The organism is Streptomyces sp. NPDC093065, assembly GCF_044754585.1.
Lineage (GTDB): Bacteria > Actinomycetota > Actinomycetes > Streptomycetales > Streptomycetaceae > Streptomyces.
On the sequence record NZ_JBIVPJ010000006.1, the window covers coordinates 94,967 to 110,039 of the forward strand.

Annotated in this window: 9 protein-coding genes and 1 tRNA gene; 5 read left to right on the plus strand and 5 right to left on the minus strand. The window is 71.9% G+C overall.

Features of this window, described 5'->3' with window-relative positions:
• Window positions 1-70: 70 nt before the first annotated feature.
• Window positions 71-1,891, plus strand: a complete 1,821-nt coding sequence (locus ACIQFU_RS12970) for a coagulation factor 5/8 type domain-containing protein (protein WP_402551037.1) — start codon at window positions 71-73, stop codon at window positions 1,889-1,891.
• A 59-nt stretch (window positions 1,892-1,950) separates the two neighbouring features.
• On the opposite strand, the gene fusA is transcribed toward ACIQFU_RS12970, so the two are convergent.
• Entirely contained in the window at window positions 1,951-4,035 is a 2,085-nt protein-coding gene (fusA, locus tag ACIQFU_RS12975; RefSeq protein ID WP_402551038.1) for an elongation factor G, read from the minus strand.
• Between the two features lie 408 nt (window positions 4,036-4,443).
• Window positions 4,444-4,528, minus strand: a tRNA-Leu gene (locus tag ACIQFU_RS12980).
• Between the two features lie 151 nt (window positions 4,529-4,679).
• On the opposite strand from ACIQFU_RS12980, the gene ACIQFU_RS12985 reads away from it, so the two are divergent.
• Window positions 4,680-6,011 (plus strand): DUF2254 domain-containing protein, encoded by a 1,332-nt coding sequence (locus ACIQFU_RS12985; RefSeq protein ID WP_402551040.1) that lies wholly within the window; start codon window positions 4,680-4,682, stop codon window positions 6,009-6,011.
• Between the two features lie 24 nt (window positions 6,012-6,035).
• Here the strand turns inward: ACIQFU_RS12985 and ACIQFU_RS12990 are convergent, their stop codons facing one another.
• Genes ACIQFU_RS12990 through sucC form a run of 3 tightly spaced genes read right to left on the minus strand, consistent with a single transcriptional unit; the run spans window position 6,036 to window position 9,669 of the window.
• Window positions 6,036-7,598 carry an aldehyde dehydrogenase family protein gene (locus ACIQFU_RS12990; protein ID WP_402551042.1) on the minus strand — a complete coding sequence of 521 codons (1,563 nt, stop codon included), beginning with the start codon at window positions 7,596-7,598 and terminating at the stop codon, window positions 6,036-6,038.
• Window positions 7,595-8,512, minus strand: coding sequence for a succinate--CoA ligase subunit alpha (sucD, locus tag ACIQFU_RS12995; protein WP_402551043.1), 918 nt, complete (start codon window positions 8,510-8,512; stop codon window positions 7,595-7,597). The genes ACIQFU_RS12990 and sucD overlap by 4 nt, the downstream gene beginning before the upstream one ends.
• A gap of 14 nt (window positions 8,513-8,526) precedes the next feature.
• Window positions 8,527-9,669 (minus strand): ADP-forming succinate--CoA ligase subunit beta, encoded by a 1,143-nt coding sequence (sucC, locus tag ACIQFU_RS13000; RefSeq protein WP_402551045.1) that lies wholly within the window; start codon window positions 9,667-9,669, stop codon window positions 8,527-8,529.
• Window positions 9,670-9,812: 143 nt separating this feature from the next.
• On the opposite strand from sucC, the gene ACIQFU_RS13005 reads away from it, so the two are divergent.
• From ACIQFU_RS13005 to ACIQFU_RS13015, 3 genes are read left to right on the plus strand one after another with little or no spacing between them, the layout of a single operon-like run.
• Complete coding sequence (locus ACIQFU_RS13005; RefSeq protein WP_402551047.1) at window positions 9,813-11,495, plus strand: thiamine pyrophosphate-binding protein; 1,683 nt, start codon at window positions 9,813-9,815, stop codon at window positions 11,493-11,495.
• A 10-nt stretch (window positions 11,496-11,505) separates the two neighbouring features.
• Entirely contained in the window at window positions 11,506-12,756 is a 1,251-nt protein-coding gene (gene frc / locus ACIQFU_RS13010; RefSeq protein ID WP_402551049.1) for a formyl-CoA transferase, read from the plus strand.
• 4 nt (window positions 12,757-12,760) lie between these two features.
• Window positions 12,761-14,956 (plus strand): acetate--CoA ligase family protein, encoded by a 2,196-nt coding sequence (locus ACIQFU_RS13015; protein ID WP_402551051.1) that lies wholly within the window; start codon window positions 12,761-12,763, stop codon window positions 14,954-14,956.
• Window positions 14,957-15,073: the final 117 nt, after the last annotated feature.

Here is a 15,073-nt window from a genome sequence, read left to right on the forward strand (position 1 = left end):
AGCATGCACACCCAGAGAGCGCTCCCCCACCCCCACTTCGTTCATTTTCCGAACAAGGAGAGCCGCCCGCATGCCCTCTTCCCCCACGCACTCCCCCACGCCCGAACCCTCCGGGGTGCGGCGCCGCAGCCTCCTCGGAGCGGCCGCCGCGGCACCGGTGCTGGCCTCGCTGGCCGGCGCGGGTCCGGCCGTCGCCTCGGCCTCCGCGTCCACGTCCTCCGACTCCGCCGACGGCCCTCGTGCGCTGCCCGGCGGCGGTGACCTCGGGCCGAACGTCATCGTCTTCGAACCGTCCACGGCGAACATCCAGGGCAGACTGGACGAGATCTTCAAGCAGCAGGAGTCGGCCCAGTTCGGCACCGGCCGCTACGCCCTGCTGTTCAAGCCCGGCACCTACAACGGGCTCAACGCCCAGCTCGGCTTCTACACCTCGATCGCGGGCCTCGGCCTCTCCCCCGACGACACCACCATCAACGGCGACGTCACGGTCGACGCCGGCTGGTTCGACGGCAACGCCACGCAGAACTTCTGGCGTTCGGCGGAGAACCTCGCCCTGGTCCCGGTCAGCGGCACCAACCGCTGGGCGGTCTCGCAGGCGGCACCCTTCCGGCGCATGCACGTGCGCGGCGGCCTCAACCTCGCCCCCGACGGCTACGGCTGGGCCAGCGGCGGCTACATCGCCGACAGCCGGATCGACGGCGAGGTCGGCCCGTACTCCCAGCAGCAGTGGTACACCCGGGACAGCTCGGTCGGCGGCTGGCTCAACGCCGTGTGGAACATGGTGTTCTCCGGCGTGGAGGGCGCGCCCGCGCAGAGCTTCCCCGAACCGCCGTACACCACGCTGGAGACGACTCCCGTCTCCCGCGAGAAGCCGTTCCTGTACCTCGACGGAGACGAGTACCGGGTCTTCCTGCCGGAGAAGCGCACCGGCGCCCGAGGAGTCTCCTGGGGCAACGGCACCCCGCGCGGCACCTCGCTCCCGCTGTCCCAGTTCTACGTCGCCAAGCCGGAGGACTCGGCGGCCACCCTCAACCAGGCACTCGAGGAGGGCCTGCACCTGCTGCTGACGCCGGGCGTCTACCACGTCGGCCAGACCGTGGACGTGAAGCGCGCGGGCACCGTCGTCCTCGGCCTCGGCTACGCCACCCTCATCCCCGACAACGGCGTCACCGCCCTCAAGGTCGCCGACGTGGACGGCGTACGACTGGCCGGCTTCCTCGTGGACGCCGGTCCGGTCAACTCGGCGGCCCTGCTGGAGATCGGGCCCGAGGGCGCGTCCGCGGACCACTCGGCCAACCCGACCACCGTGCAGGACGTGTTCGTCCGCATCGGCGGGGCGGGCCCCGGGAAGGCGACCACCAGCCTGGTGGTCAACAGCCGGCACACCATCGTCGACCACACCTGGGTGTGGCGCGCCGACCACGGCGAAGGCGTCGGCTGGGAGACCAACCGCGCCGACTACGGCGTGGTCGTGAACGGCGACGACGTACTGATCACCGGCCTGTTCGTCGAGCACTTCAACAAGTACGACGTGCAGTGGAACGGCGAGCGGGGCCGCACGATCTTCTTCCAGAACGAGAAGGCGTACGACGCCCCCGACCAGGCCGCCGTCCAGAACGGGTCGATCAAGGGGTACGCCGCCTACAAGGTCGGGGACGACGTCACCGAGCACGAGGGCTGGGGCCTGGGCAGCTACTGCTACTACAACGTGAACCCGTCCATCGTGCAGCACCACGGCTTCGCCGCACCGAACCGTTCCGGGGTGCGCTTCCACGGACTGCTCGTGGTGTCGCTCGGCGGTCAGGGACAGTACGAGTGCGTCATCAACGACACGGGTTCGCCCACGTCGGGGACGGACACCGTGCCGTCGCAGGTGGTGCAGTACCCCTGAGTGCCGGGGCTGCCCCCGCCCGCTGGGGCGGGGGCAGCCCGGCGCACGGGGCGGGGCGCCTATCGCGCGGGCGTCACGGCCGTCGGCGGCGCCGGCGCGTAGCCGGTGGGCCGGGCGGTGAAGGTGCCGCGGCCCTGGGTACGGCTGCGCAGCCGGGTCGCGTAGCCGAACAGCTCGGCCAGCGGCACGGTGGCGGTGAGCGTCGCCGCGCCGCCCCGCGTGTCGGAGCCGGTGACCCGGCCGCGGCGCGCGGCGAGGTCGCCGAGCACACCGCCGACCGCGTCCTCGGGCACGGTGACCGTGACCTCCACGACCGGTTCGAGCAGGACCATCGCCGAGGCGCGCAGGGCGTCGCGGAGACCGAACCGGCCGGCGGTGCGGAAGGCCGTGTCCGAGGAGTCCTTCACATGGGTCCGGCCGTCGGTGAGCGTGACCCGGAGACCGGTCACCGGGTGGCCGCCGAGCGGCCCCTCGGCGAGGGCGTCCCGGCAGCCCGCCTCGACGGCCCGGACGTACTCCTGCGGCACGCGTCCGCCGACGACGGCGGAACGGAACACGAAGCCGCCGCCGCCTTCGGTGTCCTCCTCCCACGGCTCCACGTCGAGCACGACGTGGGCGAACTGCCCGGCACCGCCGTCCTGTTTGACGTGCCGGTGGACGAAGCCGGTCACTCCCTCGCCGACCGTCTCGCGGTACGCCACGCCGGGCCGGCCGACGGTGACCTCCACCCCGTGCTCGCGCCGGACGCGTTCGGTGGCGACCTCCAGGTGGAGTTCGCCCATGCCCGACAGCACGGTCTGCCCGCTCTCCGGGTCGGTCCGCACGACCAGTGAGGGGTCCTCCTCGGTCAGCCGGGCGAGCGCCGAGGCCAGCCGGTCGGTGTCGGTGGAGCGCCGGGCCTCCACGGCCACGTGCACGACCGGTTCGGCGACGCCGGGGGGTTCCAGGAGCAGTGGGGCGCCCGGCGCGCAGAGGGTCGAGCCGGCGCGGGCAGACTTCAGCCCGACCACGGCGACGATGTCCCCGGCGACCGCCCGTTCCAGCGGGTCGTGCCGGTCGGCCCGTACCCGCAGGATGCGGCCGACGCGCTCGGTGCGGCGGGTGCCGGCGTTCCACACGGTGTCTCCCCTCTCGATCGTGCCCGAGTACACCCTCAGGTACGTCAGCCGTCCCGTCGGGGTGGCGTTCACCTTGAACGCCAGTGCCGCCATCGGTGCCGCCGGGTCGGCGTGCCGTTCCTGCTCCGTGCCGTCGTGGGTGCCGCACACCGGGGGCACGTCGAGCGGCGAGGGCAGGTACGCCACCACGGCGTCCAGCAGCGGTTCGACACCGCGGTCGCGGTAGGCCGAGCCGCACAGGACGACCACGCCGTCGCCGGTGCGCGTCAGGTCGCGCAGGGCGGCGGCGAGGGTGGCCGCGGTGAGCGTCTCCCGGTCGCAGAACTCCTCCAGCGCGGCCGGGTGCCGTTCGGCCACCGCCTCCTCCAGCAGCCGTCGCCTGCGTACCGCCTCCTCGCGCAGGGCCTCGGGCACCGGTCCCTCCTCGGCCGCCTCCGCGCCGTCGGCCCGGACGAGGGCACGCATGCGCAGCAGGTCGACGACGCCGGTGAAGCCTTCCTCCGTACCGATGGGCAGCTGGACGACCAGTGGTACGGGGTGCAGCCGTTCGCGGATGGAGGCGACGGCGGTGTCGAGGTCGGCGCCCGCCCGGTCCATCTTGTTGACGAACGCGATCCTGGGCACGCCGTGCCGGTCGGCCTGCCGCCACACGGACTCGCTCTGCGGCTCCACTCCCGCGACCGCGTCGAACACGGCGACCGCGCCGTCCAGTACGCGCAGCGAGCGCTCGACCTCGTCGGCGAAGTCGACGTGTCCCGGGGTGTCGATGAGGTTGATCCGGTGACCGTCCCAGGTGCAGCTGACGGCCGCGGCGAAGATGGTGATGCCGCGGTCGCGTTCCTGCGGGTCGAAGTCGGTGACGGTGGTGCCGTCGTGGACCTCTCCGCGCTTGTACGTGGTGCCCGTGGCGTAGAGGATCCGCTCGGTGACGGTGGTCTTGCCCGCGTCTACGTGGGCGAGGATGCCCAGGTTGCGGACGCCGGTGAGCGGGTTGGTGCGGGTGCGGGTGTTGACGTGGGTGCGCACGGCCTGTGGCCTTTCGCTGCTCGGTCGAGCTCATCTGTGAACAGGGCGGCGCGATTCCCGGGACCGGACGTGCGGGGACAGGGCCACGGGCCCCACGGGGGCGGGGCGGGAGTGGCGTGGTGTCAGATGCCGGTCGCGGGCATCCGGTGCCGGCCGCGCAGCGGACACCGGACGGCCGAAGACACCAGGATCACCTCGTACCGGGACGGGGGAACGACGGCAGCGGTGCGGATGCGCACGGCCCGGCTCCCCTCACTCGGTCTCGATCTCGGTGTGGTGGTGAGTGTAGGGAGGCGGGGACGGGAGGCGCACCGCATTTTCCGGCGACCCGCATTCTCCAGCAGCCCTCGGAACGCGAAATGCCGGCCGGGATCTCTCCCGACCGGCATCACGCTCTGCCCGATCGTGTGTCCGAGGGGGGACTTGAACCCCCACGCCCGATAAAGGGCACTAGCACCTCAAGCTAGCGCGTCTGCCATTCCGCCACCCGGACCAGGTGCCTGTCGCGGTGCGGGGGTGTTCCCCGCGGCGACATGGACAACCATACCAAGGTTTCGCGGTGCCTTTCACCTGCGTTTCCTTCCCCCTGCACTCCCTGAGCGGCGGTCCGGGAGCGGCGGCTCCGGTGCACCTAGGGTCGCACCATGAGTGACTGGACGGTTACGCAGGGCCCGCATCCTCGTCGTCGGCCGCGGGCGCTGTCGCCTCTCAGGGAGCATCTGCGGGACACGTTCTGGTTCGCGCCCACCGCAGCCATGGTGGGTGTCTTCGTGGTCTGGCTGGTGGCCCAGGAGCTCGATGCCGCCCTCGTGCGTTCGCTGCAGGACGACGGTGACTACGACACGCTTGCCGACCTGCTGCGCTTCGCCGACGACGCGAAGACGGTGGTGTCGGCGGTCGGCTCGGCGATGATGACCTTCATCGGCGTGGTGTTCAGCATCTCGCTGGTCGCGGTGCAGATGGCGAGCGGACAGTTCTCCCCGCGGGTGGTGCGGCTCTTCGTCCGCAGCCGGATCACCAAGGCGACCTTCGCCGTCTTCCTCGCCACCTTCGTCCTGACGCTGCTCGTCCTGACCAGCTACGACAGCAATCCCGACCCGCGTGCCGCCACGTCCGTCCCGCTGGTGCAGTCGGTGCTCACGCTGTGCATGGTCGCGCTGAGCCTGCTGCTGTTCGTGATGTACGTGAACGCCACGCTGCGGCTGATGCGGGTCAGTCATGTGATCGCCCGGATCGCCGCCGAGTCCTTCCGGGTGGCGGCGCTGATGCCGGTGCCGGTGGGCGGGGACGGCGCACTCGGCCTCGGGCCGGTGACGGCGTGGGTCGCCCACGACGGGCAGGCCGGTGTGCTGCGGGACGTGCATGTCGCCCGGTTGGTGCGGGTGGCCCGGGGGCACGGGGTGGTGCTGCGGCTGGTCCCGCGGACCGGTGACTTCCTGGTGCCGGGCACACCCGTCCTGGCGGTGCACGGCGGGCCGGCTCCCTCTCGCCGGGCGCTGCGGTACGCCCTGTCCGTGGGGGTGGAGCGCACCTTCCACCAGGATCTGGCGTTCGGGCTGCGCCAGCTGTCCGACATCGGGCTGCGCGCCCTGTCCCCCGCGGTGAACGATCCCACGACCGCGGTGCAGGCGCTGGACCGGGTCGTGCAGATCCTGGCCACGCTGTCCCGTCGGCCGCTCGACGCCGTGCCGCACCGGGACCGGCGCGGCGCGGTCCGGCTGGTGCAGCCCGTGCCCGGCTGGGAGGAGCTGGTGGACCTCGGGTTCGCCGAGGTCCGGGCCTGTGGTGCCGGGTCGCCGCAGGTCACGCGGCGTCTGCTGGCCGGCTTCGACGACCTGCTGCGGCTCGTGCCGCCGGAGCGGCGCGAGCCGCTGCTGCGCCACCGCGAGCTGTTGCGGCAGGCCGTCGAGCGGACCGCGCCGACCCCGGCGGACCGGGCCTTCGCGCTGCGGCCGGACCGGCAGGGCATCGGCTGAGCCCGGCCGGCCCGGCTCGGACCGTCACGGCATGAGGTGGTATTCCGGGAAGTTCCCGGGCAGCCGCTCCGCCGCCGGGCCGCGCGTCACCGCCCGCACCAGCAGCTCACCGCCGACGAAGGCGCCGCGCCAGGACGCGCCGTGCCCGCCGAACAGTTCGTCGCGGTCGCCGCGGGAACGCGGGACGCCGTGGCCGACCTTGAACGCCCGGATCTGCGGGGCCAGTCGGCCGTACGTCGCCGGGTCGTCGGTGGACAGGGTGGCCACCAGCGCGCCGTTGGAGGCGTTCATCGCGGCGAGCAGTTCGGCCTCGGTGTCGACCAGGACGATGGTGTCGACCGGGCCGAAGGGTTCGGCGTGGTGCAGCGGTGAGGAGCGGGGCGGGTTGAGCAGCGTGACCGGCTGGACGTAGGCCGAGGTGTCCTGGCCGGGCAGGAACCGGGCGTCGGCCGCACTGCCGCGGTGCAGCGGGACGGCGCCGCGGTCGACGGCCTCGGCGACCTGGTCCTGGAGTTCCTTGGCCTTGGCCGCGTTGATCACCGGGCCGAAGTCGAGCGCGGGGTACGGGTCGTCCGGTGCCGCGACGCCGAGCGGGTGGCCGACGCGCAGGGTGCGGACCGCCGGGAGGTACGCCGCGAGGAATTCGTCGAACAGCTGCCGCTGGACGACGAAGCGCGGGTAGGCGGTGCAGCGCTGCTTGCCGTAGTCGAAGAGCTTCGGGATCACTCGGGTGAGCGCGTCCCAGTCCGTGAAGTTCCAGATGCCCCAGGTGTTGAGTCCCTCCTGTTCGAGGATGTGCCGCTTGCCCAGGTCGGCAAGGGCGGTGGCGACGGCGGCGCCCGTGTCCCGGCCGCCGACGAAGGAGACGCAGCCGGTCTCGGGCGCCCGCACCAGCGCCTGGGACAGCTCGCCGCCGCTGCCGCTGACGAGGGTGACGGGAAGCCCCTCACGGGCGGCGAGCGCGCAGGCCAGCGTCAGGCAGGCGACACCGCCGTCGGTCGGGGTCTTGGCGATGACCGCGTTGCCCGCCAGCGCCTGTACCAGCATCGCGTGAACGAGCACGCTCATGGGGTAGTTCCAGCTCGCGATGTTGGACACCGGTCCGTCCAGCGGGGCACGCCCGTCGAGCATGCCGTCGATGCCGTCGACGTACCAGCGCACGCCGTCGACGGCCCGGTCGACGTCGGCCCGGGCGGCCCCCCAGGGTTTGCCGATCTCCCAGACCAGCAGCAGCGCGAGGAGTTCGCGGTGCTGGGTCAGGGCGTCGAGGGTGGCGGCGACGCGGGCTCGGCGTTCGGGCAGCGGGATGTGGCGCCAGGCCCGGTGCTGGTCGAGCGAGGCGCGTACGGCGTGCTGGGCGGTGGCGGCGTCGAGCCGGGGCGGTCCGCCGATCGGGGTGCCGTCGACCGGGCTGGTGGCCGGCAGGACCCGGCCGTCCGCCCGCCAGCCGGCGTCCCAGAGGTTGAGGACGCGGTCGTCGCGGAACGCCTCGGGCGCGACGGTGCGGCAGCGGCGCCAGGCGTCGGCCCAGGCGGTGCCGGACTTGAGGGTGAGGGGCTCGGTGCCCTGGGCGCCGGCCGCCGTCATGCGCGGGCTCCGTCGCGGGCCGCGTCGTCCGGTGCGGCACCTCCGAGTACGGCGAGTACGTGCCGTGCCGTCTCGGTCGGCGTGCTCCCGACCCGGACGCCGACCGCCTCCAGCGCCTCCTTCTTCGCCCGCGCCGTGCCCGAGGAGCCGGACACGATCGCGCCGGCGTGGCCCATGGTCCTGCCCTCGGGCGCGGTGAAACCGGCGATGTAGGCGATGACCGGCTTGGTGACGTGCTCGCGGATGTGTGCCGCCGCACGCTCTTCCGCGTCGCCGCCGATCTCGCCGATGAGGACGATCAGTTCGGTGTCGGGGTCGTCCTGGAAGGCGCTGAGGCAGTCGATGTGACTGGTGCCGACGACCGGGTCGCCGCCGATGCCGACGCAGGTGGAGAAGCCGATGTCGCGCAGCTCGTACATGAGTTGGTACGTGAGCGTGCCCGACTTGGAGACCAGGCCGATGCGGCCCGGTTTGGTGATGTCGGGCGGGATGATGCCCGCGTTGGACTGGCCGGGGGTGATCAGACCGGGGCAGTTGGGGCCGACGACGCGGGTGCCCTTGGCCCTGGCGTGGGCGGTGAGGGCGACGGAGTCGTGGACGGGGATGCCCTCGGTGATGACGACCGCGAGGCCGATGCCGGCGTCGGCGGCCTCGACGACCGCGGCCTTCGCGAAGGCGGGCGGCACGAAGACGACGGTGACGTCGGCGCCCGTGCTCTCGATGCCCTCGCGGACCGACCCGAAGACGGGTACGGCACGGTCGTCGAGGTCGACGGTGCGGCCGGCCTTGCGCGGGTTGACGCCGCCGACGACGTCGGTGCCGGCGGCCAGCATGCGGCGGGTGTGCTTCATGCCCTCGGCACCGGTCATGCCCTGGACGAGGACCTTGCTCTCCTTGGTGAGGTAGATCGCCATGTCGTCCTGTCTCCTTATCCGGCGGTGGCTGCCGCGGTGGCGAGTCGGGCGGCACGGCGGGCGGCGCCGTCCATGGTGGTGGCCTGTTCGACCAGGGGATGCGCGCGTGCGTCGAGCAGGGCCCGGCCCCGCGCGGCGTTGTTGCCGTCGAGGCGTACGACGAGGGGTTTGGTGAGCCGGACCTCGTCCAGGGCCCGGACGATGCCGTCGGCGACCGCGTCGCAGGCGGTGATGCCGCCGAAGACGTTGACGAGGACGGACTTCACGTCGGGGTCGGAGAGGACGACCGACAGCCCGTCGGCCATGACCCGGGCGGAGGCGCCACCGCCGATGTCGAGGAAGTTGGCGGGGTGTGCGCCGCAGCCGGCGACGACGTCGAGGGTCGACATGACAAGGCCCGCGCCGTTGCCGATGACGCCGACCTCGCCGTCCAGCTTGACGTAGTTGAGGCCCTTGGCGCCGGCGCGCGCCTCCGGGGAATCGGCGGAGGCCGGGCGCTCCTCCCCCCAACGGGACTGGCGGAAACGGGCGTTGTCGTCGAGGGTGACCTTGCCGTCGAGTGCCACGATCCGGCCCTCGACCGTCCTGACCAGCGGGTTGACCTCGACGAGGAGGGCGTCCTCGCGGACCAGTACCTTCCACAGCCGCACCAGGGTGTCGACGGTCTGCGGGGGCAGTCCCGCGGCGTCGGCGATGCGCACCGCGGTGGCCGTGTGCACGCCCACCGCGGGGTCGACGGGGATGCGTGCCACGGCCTCGGGCCGCCGGGCGGCGACCTCCTCGATCTCCATGCCGCCCTCCGCCGAGGCGATGGCGAGGAAGCCCCCGGACGCCCGGTCGAGGACATAGGAGACGTAGAACTCCCGCTCGACCGCGCAGGGTTCGGCGAGCATGACGGTGTCGACGGTGTGGCCCTTGATGTCCATGCCGAGGATCCGCCGGGCCGCCTCCTCCGCCTCGGCGGGGTCGGCGGCGAGCCGCACGCCGCCCGCCTTGCCGCGTCCGCCGGCCTTCACCTGCGCCTTGACGACGGCGCGTCCGCCGAGTGCGCGGGCGATCTCCCGGGCCCGTTCGGGCGAGTCGGTGACCTCGGCCCTCGGGACCACGATGCCGTGTTCCTTGAAGAGTTCCCTTGCCTGGTGTTCGTACAGGTCCATCTCGGCTCCTGACTGAAAGTGCCGCACGCCCCCTGGACACCACCCACCGGATGCGGGATAACAAGCTTCATACAGTATTCGTCGACTGTATGCAATGTACCGCGAGAGCGCCCCAACCCCTCGTGAAGGGACAGGACTTCGCCATGCCCGACGACACCCAGGACGTCATCTCCGGCGGCCACCTCGTTGCCAAGGCACTCAAGGCAGAGGGGGTCGACCGCATCTACACGCTGTGCGGCGGCCACATCATCGACATCTACGACGGCTGCGTCGACGAGGGCATCGAGGTCGTCGACGTACGCCACGAGCAGGTCGCCGCGCACGCCGCCGACGGATACGCCCGTATCACCGGCAGGCCCGGCTGCGCGGTGGTCACCGCGGGACCGGGCACCACCGACGCCGTCACCGGGGTCGCCAACGCCTTCCGCGCCGAGTCGCCCATGCTGCTGATCGGCGGTCAGGGCGCGCACAGCCAGCACAAGATGGGGTCCCTGCAGGACCTGCCGCACGTCGACATGATGACGCCGATCACCAAGTTCGCGGCGACCGTGCCGGACACCGCGCGCGCCGCCGACATGGTGTCGATGGCGTTCCGCGAGTGCTACCACGGCGCTCCGGGGCCGTCCTTCCTGGAGATCCCGCGCGACGTGCTGGACGCCAAGGTGCCGGCGGACAAGGCGCGGGTGCCGCGGGCCGGGGCCTACCGTGCCTCCACCCGGTCGGCCGGCGACCCGGAGGCCGTCGAGAAACTCGCCGACCTGCTGGTGCACGCCGAGAAGCCGGCCATCCTGCTCGGCAGCCAGGTGTGGACGACCCGCGCGACCGAGGCCGCCGTCGAACTGGTCCGCACCCTCAACGTCCCGGCGTACATGAACGGCGCCGGCCGCGGCACCCTGCCGCCCGGCGACCCGCACCACTTCCAGCTCTCGCGCCGCTACGCCTTCTCCAACGCCGACGTCATCGTGATCGTCGGCACGCCCTTCGACTTCCGCATGGGCTACGGCAAGCGGCTCTCCCCGGACGCGACCGTCGTGCAGATCGACCTCGACTACCGCACCGTCGGCAAGAACCGCGACATCGACCTCGGCGTCGTCGGCGACGCGGGGCTGGTGCTGAAGTCGGTGACCGAGGCGGCGTCCGGGCGGATCAACGGGGGTGCGTCGAAGCGCAAGGAGTGGCTGGACGAACTGCGCGCCGCCGAGCAGACGGCGCTGGACAAGCGGCTGCCGCAGCTCAGGTCGGACGCCTCGCCCATCCACCCGTACCGGCTGGTCAGCGAGATCAACGACTTCCTCACCGAGGACTCGATCTACATCGGCGACGGCGGCGACATCGTCACCTTCTCCGGGCAGGTCGTCCAGCCCAAGTCGCCCGGCCACTGGATGGATCCGGGGCCGCTCGGCACGCTCGGCGTCGGCGTCCCCTTCGTGCTGGCGGCCAAGCAGGCGCGGCCCGACAAGGAGGTCGTCGCACTCTTCGGCGACGGCGCCTTCTCCCTCACCGGCTGGGACTTCGAGACCCTGGTCCGCTACGGCCTCCCCTTCGTCGGCATCGTCGGCAACAACTCCTCGATGAACCAGATCCGCTACGGCCAGGCCGTGAAGTACGGCAAGGAGCGCGAGCGGGTCGGCAACACGCTCGGCGACGTCCCGTACGACCAGTTCGCGCGGATGCTGGGCGGCCACGGCGAGGAGGTCCGCGACCCCGCCGACATCGGTCCCGCGCTGCGCCGGGCCCGCGAGTCCGGCAAGCCGTCCCTGATCAACGTCTGGGTGGACCCGGACGCGTACGCCCCCGGAACCATGAACCAGACGATGTACAAGTGAGGTGACGCCCATGACTGGCACGACGGGAACGTCGGCGAAGGCACTTGAGGGCATCCGCGTCCTGGACATGACGCATGTGCAGTCCGGGCCCTCGGCGACCCAGCTGCTCGCCTGGCTCGGCGCCGACGTCGTGAAGCTGGAGGCGCCGAGCGGTGACATCACGCGCGGGCAGCTGCGCGATCTGCCGGACGTCGACTCCCTCTACTTCACGATGCTCAACTGCAACAAGCGGAGCATCACCCTCAACACCAAGACCGAGCGCGGCAGGCAGATCCTCACCGAGCTGATCCGGCGCTCGGACGTCATGGTCGAGAACTTCGGACCGGGCGCGGTCGACCGGATGGGGTTCACCTGGGACCGCATCAAGGAGATCAATCCACGGATCGTCTACGCCTCCATCAAGGGGTTCGGCGAGGGCCCGTACACCGCGTTCAAGGCGTACGAGGTCGTCGCGCAGGCCATGGGCGGATCGATGTCCACCACCGGTTTCGAGGACGGGCCGCCGTTGGCGACGGGGGCCCAGATCGGGGACTCGGGCACGGGCGTCCACGTCGTGGCGGGCATCCTCGCCGCCCTCTACCAGCGGGAGCACACCGGACGCGGTCAGCGGGTGAACGTGGCCATGCAGCACGCGGTGCTCAACCTCTGCCGGGTGAAGCTGCGCGACCAGCAGCGCCTGAGCCACGGTCCACTCGCCGAATATCCCAACGAGGACTTCGGCGACGAGGTTCCCAGGTCCGGCAACGCGTCCGGCGGCGGACAGCCGGGCTGGGCGGTCAAGTGCGCGCCGGGCGGCCCCAACGACTACGTGTACGTCATCGTGCAGCCGGTCGGCTGGCGGCCGCTGAGCGAGCTGATCGGCCGGCCCGAGCTCGCGGACGACCCCGAGTGGGCGACGCCGCGGGCCCGGCTGCCGAAGCTGAACAAGATGTTCCAGCTGATCGAGGAGTGGTCGTCCACCCTGCCCAAGTGGGAGGTGCTGGAACGGCTCAACGCCCACAACATCCCGTGCGGGCCGATCCTGTCCACCAAGGAGATCATCGAGGACGACTCGCTGGTCGCCAACGAGATGGTCGTCACCGTCCCCCACCCCGAGCGCGGCGAGTTCGTGACCGTGGGCAGCCCGCTCAAGCTCTCCGACTCCCCCGTGCGGGTGACCAGTTCGCCGCTCCTCGGCGAGCACAACGAAGAGGTCTACGTCGGCGAGCTGGGTCTCGGCGACGAGGAACTGCGGCTGCTCAAGTCGAACGGGGTGATCTGACGTGATGGCCGAGGACCGCCGGGCGCGGGTGCGCGGGCTCCTGGACGCCGTACGGGGCGAGGGACGCACGGCGCTGACCGCCCCCGAGGGCAAGGTGCTGGCCGACGCCTACGGGATCGCAGTACCGGGCGAGGAGCTGGCGCGGGACGTCGACGAGGCGGTGGCCTGCGCCGCCCGCTTCGGCGGACCCGTCGTGATGAAGATCGTCTCGCCGGACATCCTGCACAAGACCGACGCCGGCGGTGTGGTCGTCGGGGTGGAGGGCGCGGCGGACGTGCGGGCGGCGTTCTGCCGGATCGTCGACAACGCGCGCGCGTACGACGCCTCCGCCCGGATCGAGGGCGTGCAGATCCAGGAGCTGCTGCCGAAGGGGCAGGAGGTCATCGTCGGCGCGGTCACCGATCCGACGTTCGGGAAGGTGGTGGCGTTCGGGCTCGGCGGGGTGCTGGTCGAGGTCCTCAAGGACGTCACCTTCCGGCTGGCGCCCGTGGACGCCGACGAGGCGCTGTCCATGCTGGACTCGATCCGGGCGGCCGAGGTGCTGCGCGGGGTGCGCGGGCAGGCGGGCGTGGACCGGTGGGCGGCGGCGGAGCAGATCCGCCGGGTCTCCGAACTGGTCGCCGACTTCCCGGAGATCGCGGAGGTGGACCTCAACCCGGTGATCGCCACACCCGGGGGCGCGGTCGCCGCGGACATCAGGGTGATCCTGGCGACCGGCACGCCGAAGCAACGGCGCCGGTACACACGCGAGGAGATCCTCACCTCGATGCGCCGCCTGATGCAGCCCGCCTCGGTGGCCGTGATCGGCGCGTCGGGCGAGCCGGGGAAGATCGGCAACTCGGTGATGCGCAACCTCGTCGACGGCGGTTTCGCGGGCGAGATCCACCCGGTGAACCCCAAAGCCGATGACATCTTGGGCCGCAAGGCGTACAAGAGTGTCACCGACGTTCCCGGTGAGGTGGATGTGGCGGTCTTCGCGATCCCCGCGCGGTTCGTGGCGGCGGCCCTGGAGGAGGTGGGGCGCAAGCGGATCCCCAACGCCGTCCTCATCCCCTCCGGCTTCGCGGAGACCGGTGAGCAGGCGCTCCAGGACGAGGTCGTGGCGGTCGCCGAACGGCACGGCATCCGGCTGCTCGGCCCGAACATCTACGGCTACTACTCCACCTGGCAGGACCTGTGCGCCACGTTCTGCACGCCGTACGACGTCAAGGGCGGTGTCGCGCTCACCTCGCAGTCGGGCGGCATCGGCATGGCCATCCTGGGCTTCGCGCGGACGACGAAGACCGGCGTGTCGGCGATCGTGGGCCTGGGCAACAAGTCGGACCTGGACGAGGACGACCTGCTGACCTGGTTCGGCGAGGACCCGCACACCGAGTGCATCGCCATGCACCTGGAGGACCTCAAGGACGGCCGTGCCTTCGTGGAGGCCGCGCGGGCGACCGTGCCGAAGAAGCCGGTCGTGGTGCTCAAGGCGGGACGTACGGCGGCCGGCGCGAAGGCCGCCGGATCGCACACCGGGGCGCTCGCCGGGGACGACGCCGTGTACGACGACGTCCTGCGGCAGGCCGGCGTCATCCGGGCGCCGGGGCTGAACGAGATGCTGGAGTACGCGCGCGCGTTGCCGGTGCTTCCCGCTCCGCAGGGCGACAACGTGGTCGTCATCACCGGCGCCGGCGGCAGCGGGGTGCTGCTCTCCGACGCGGTCACGGACAACGGGCTGTCGCTGATGGAGATACCGCCCGACCTGGACACGGCTTTCCGCGCCTTCATCCCGCCCTTCGGTGCGGCGGGCAACCCGGTGGACATCACCGGGGGCGAGCCGCCGTCGACGTACGAGGCGACGATCCGGCTCGGCCTTCAGGACCCGCGCATCCACGCGCTCGTCCTCGGCTACTGGCACACCATCGTCACACCTCCCATGGTGTTCGCCGAACTCACCGCGCGCGTGGTGGCCGAGTTCCGCGAACGCGGCGTCGAGAAGCCCGTGGTGGCATCCCTCGCGGGCGACGTGGAGGTGGAGGAGGCGTGCCAGTACCTCTTCGAGCGCGGCGTCGTGGCGTACCCGTACACGACCGAGAAGCCGGTGGCGGTGCTGGGCGCCAAGTACCGGTGGGCGCGGGCCGCATCAAAGCTGGGGGCCGAAGGCCCCTCCGTCGGGGCGGTGGCGGGAGACGGGCGGGAGTCGGGGGGCGGTTCATGACGTGAGACGGCGAGGGGCCGGCCGACGGGTGCGCGTCGGCCGGCCCCGGGGACCCGCGCGCGCACGAAAGGCATTGGACAGGGGGCGCTGGCCAGAACTTTCGACGCTAGGGGTGCA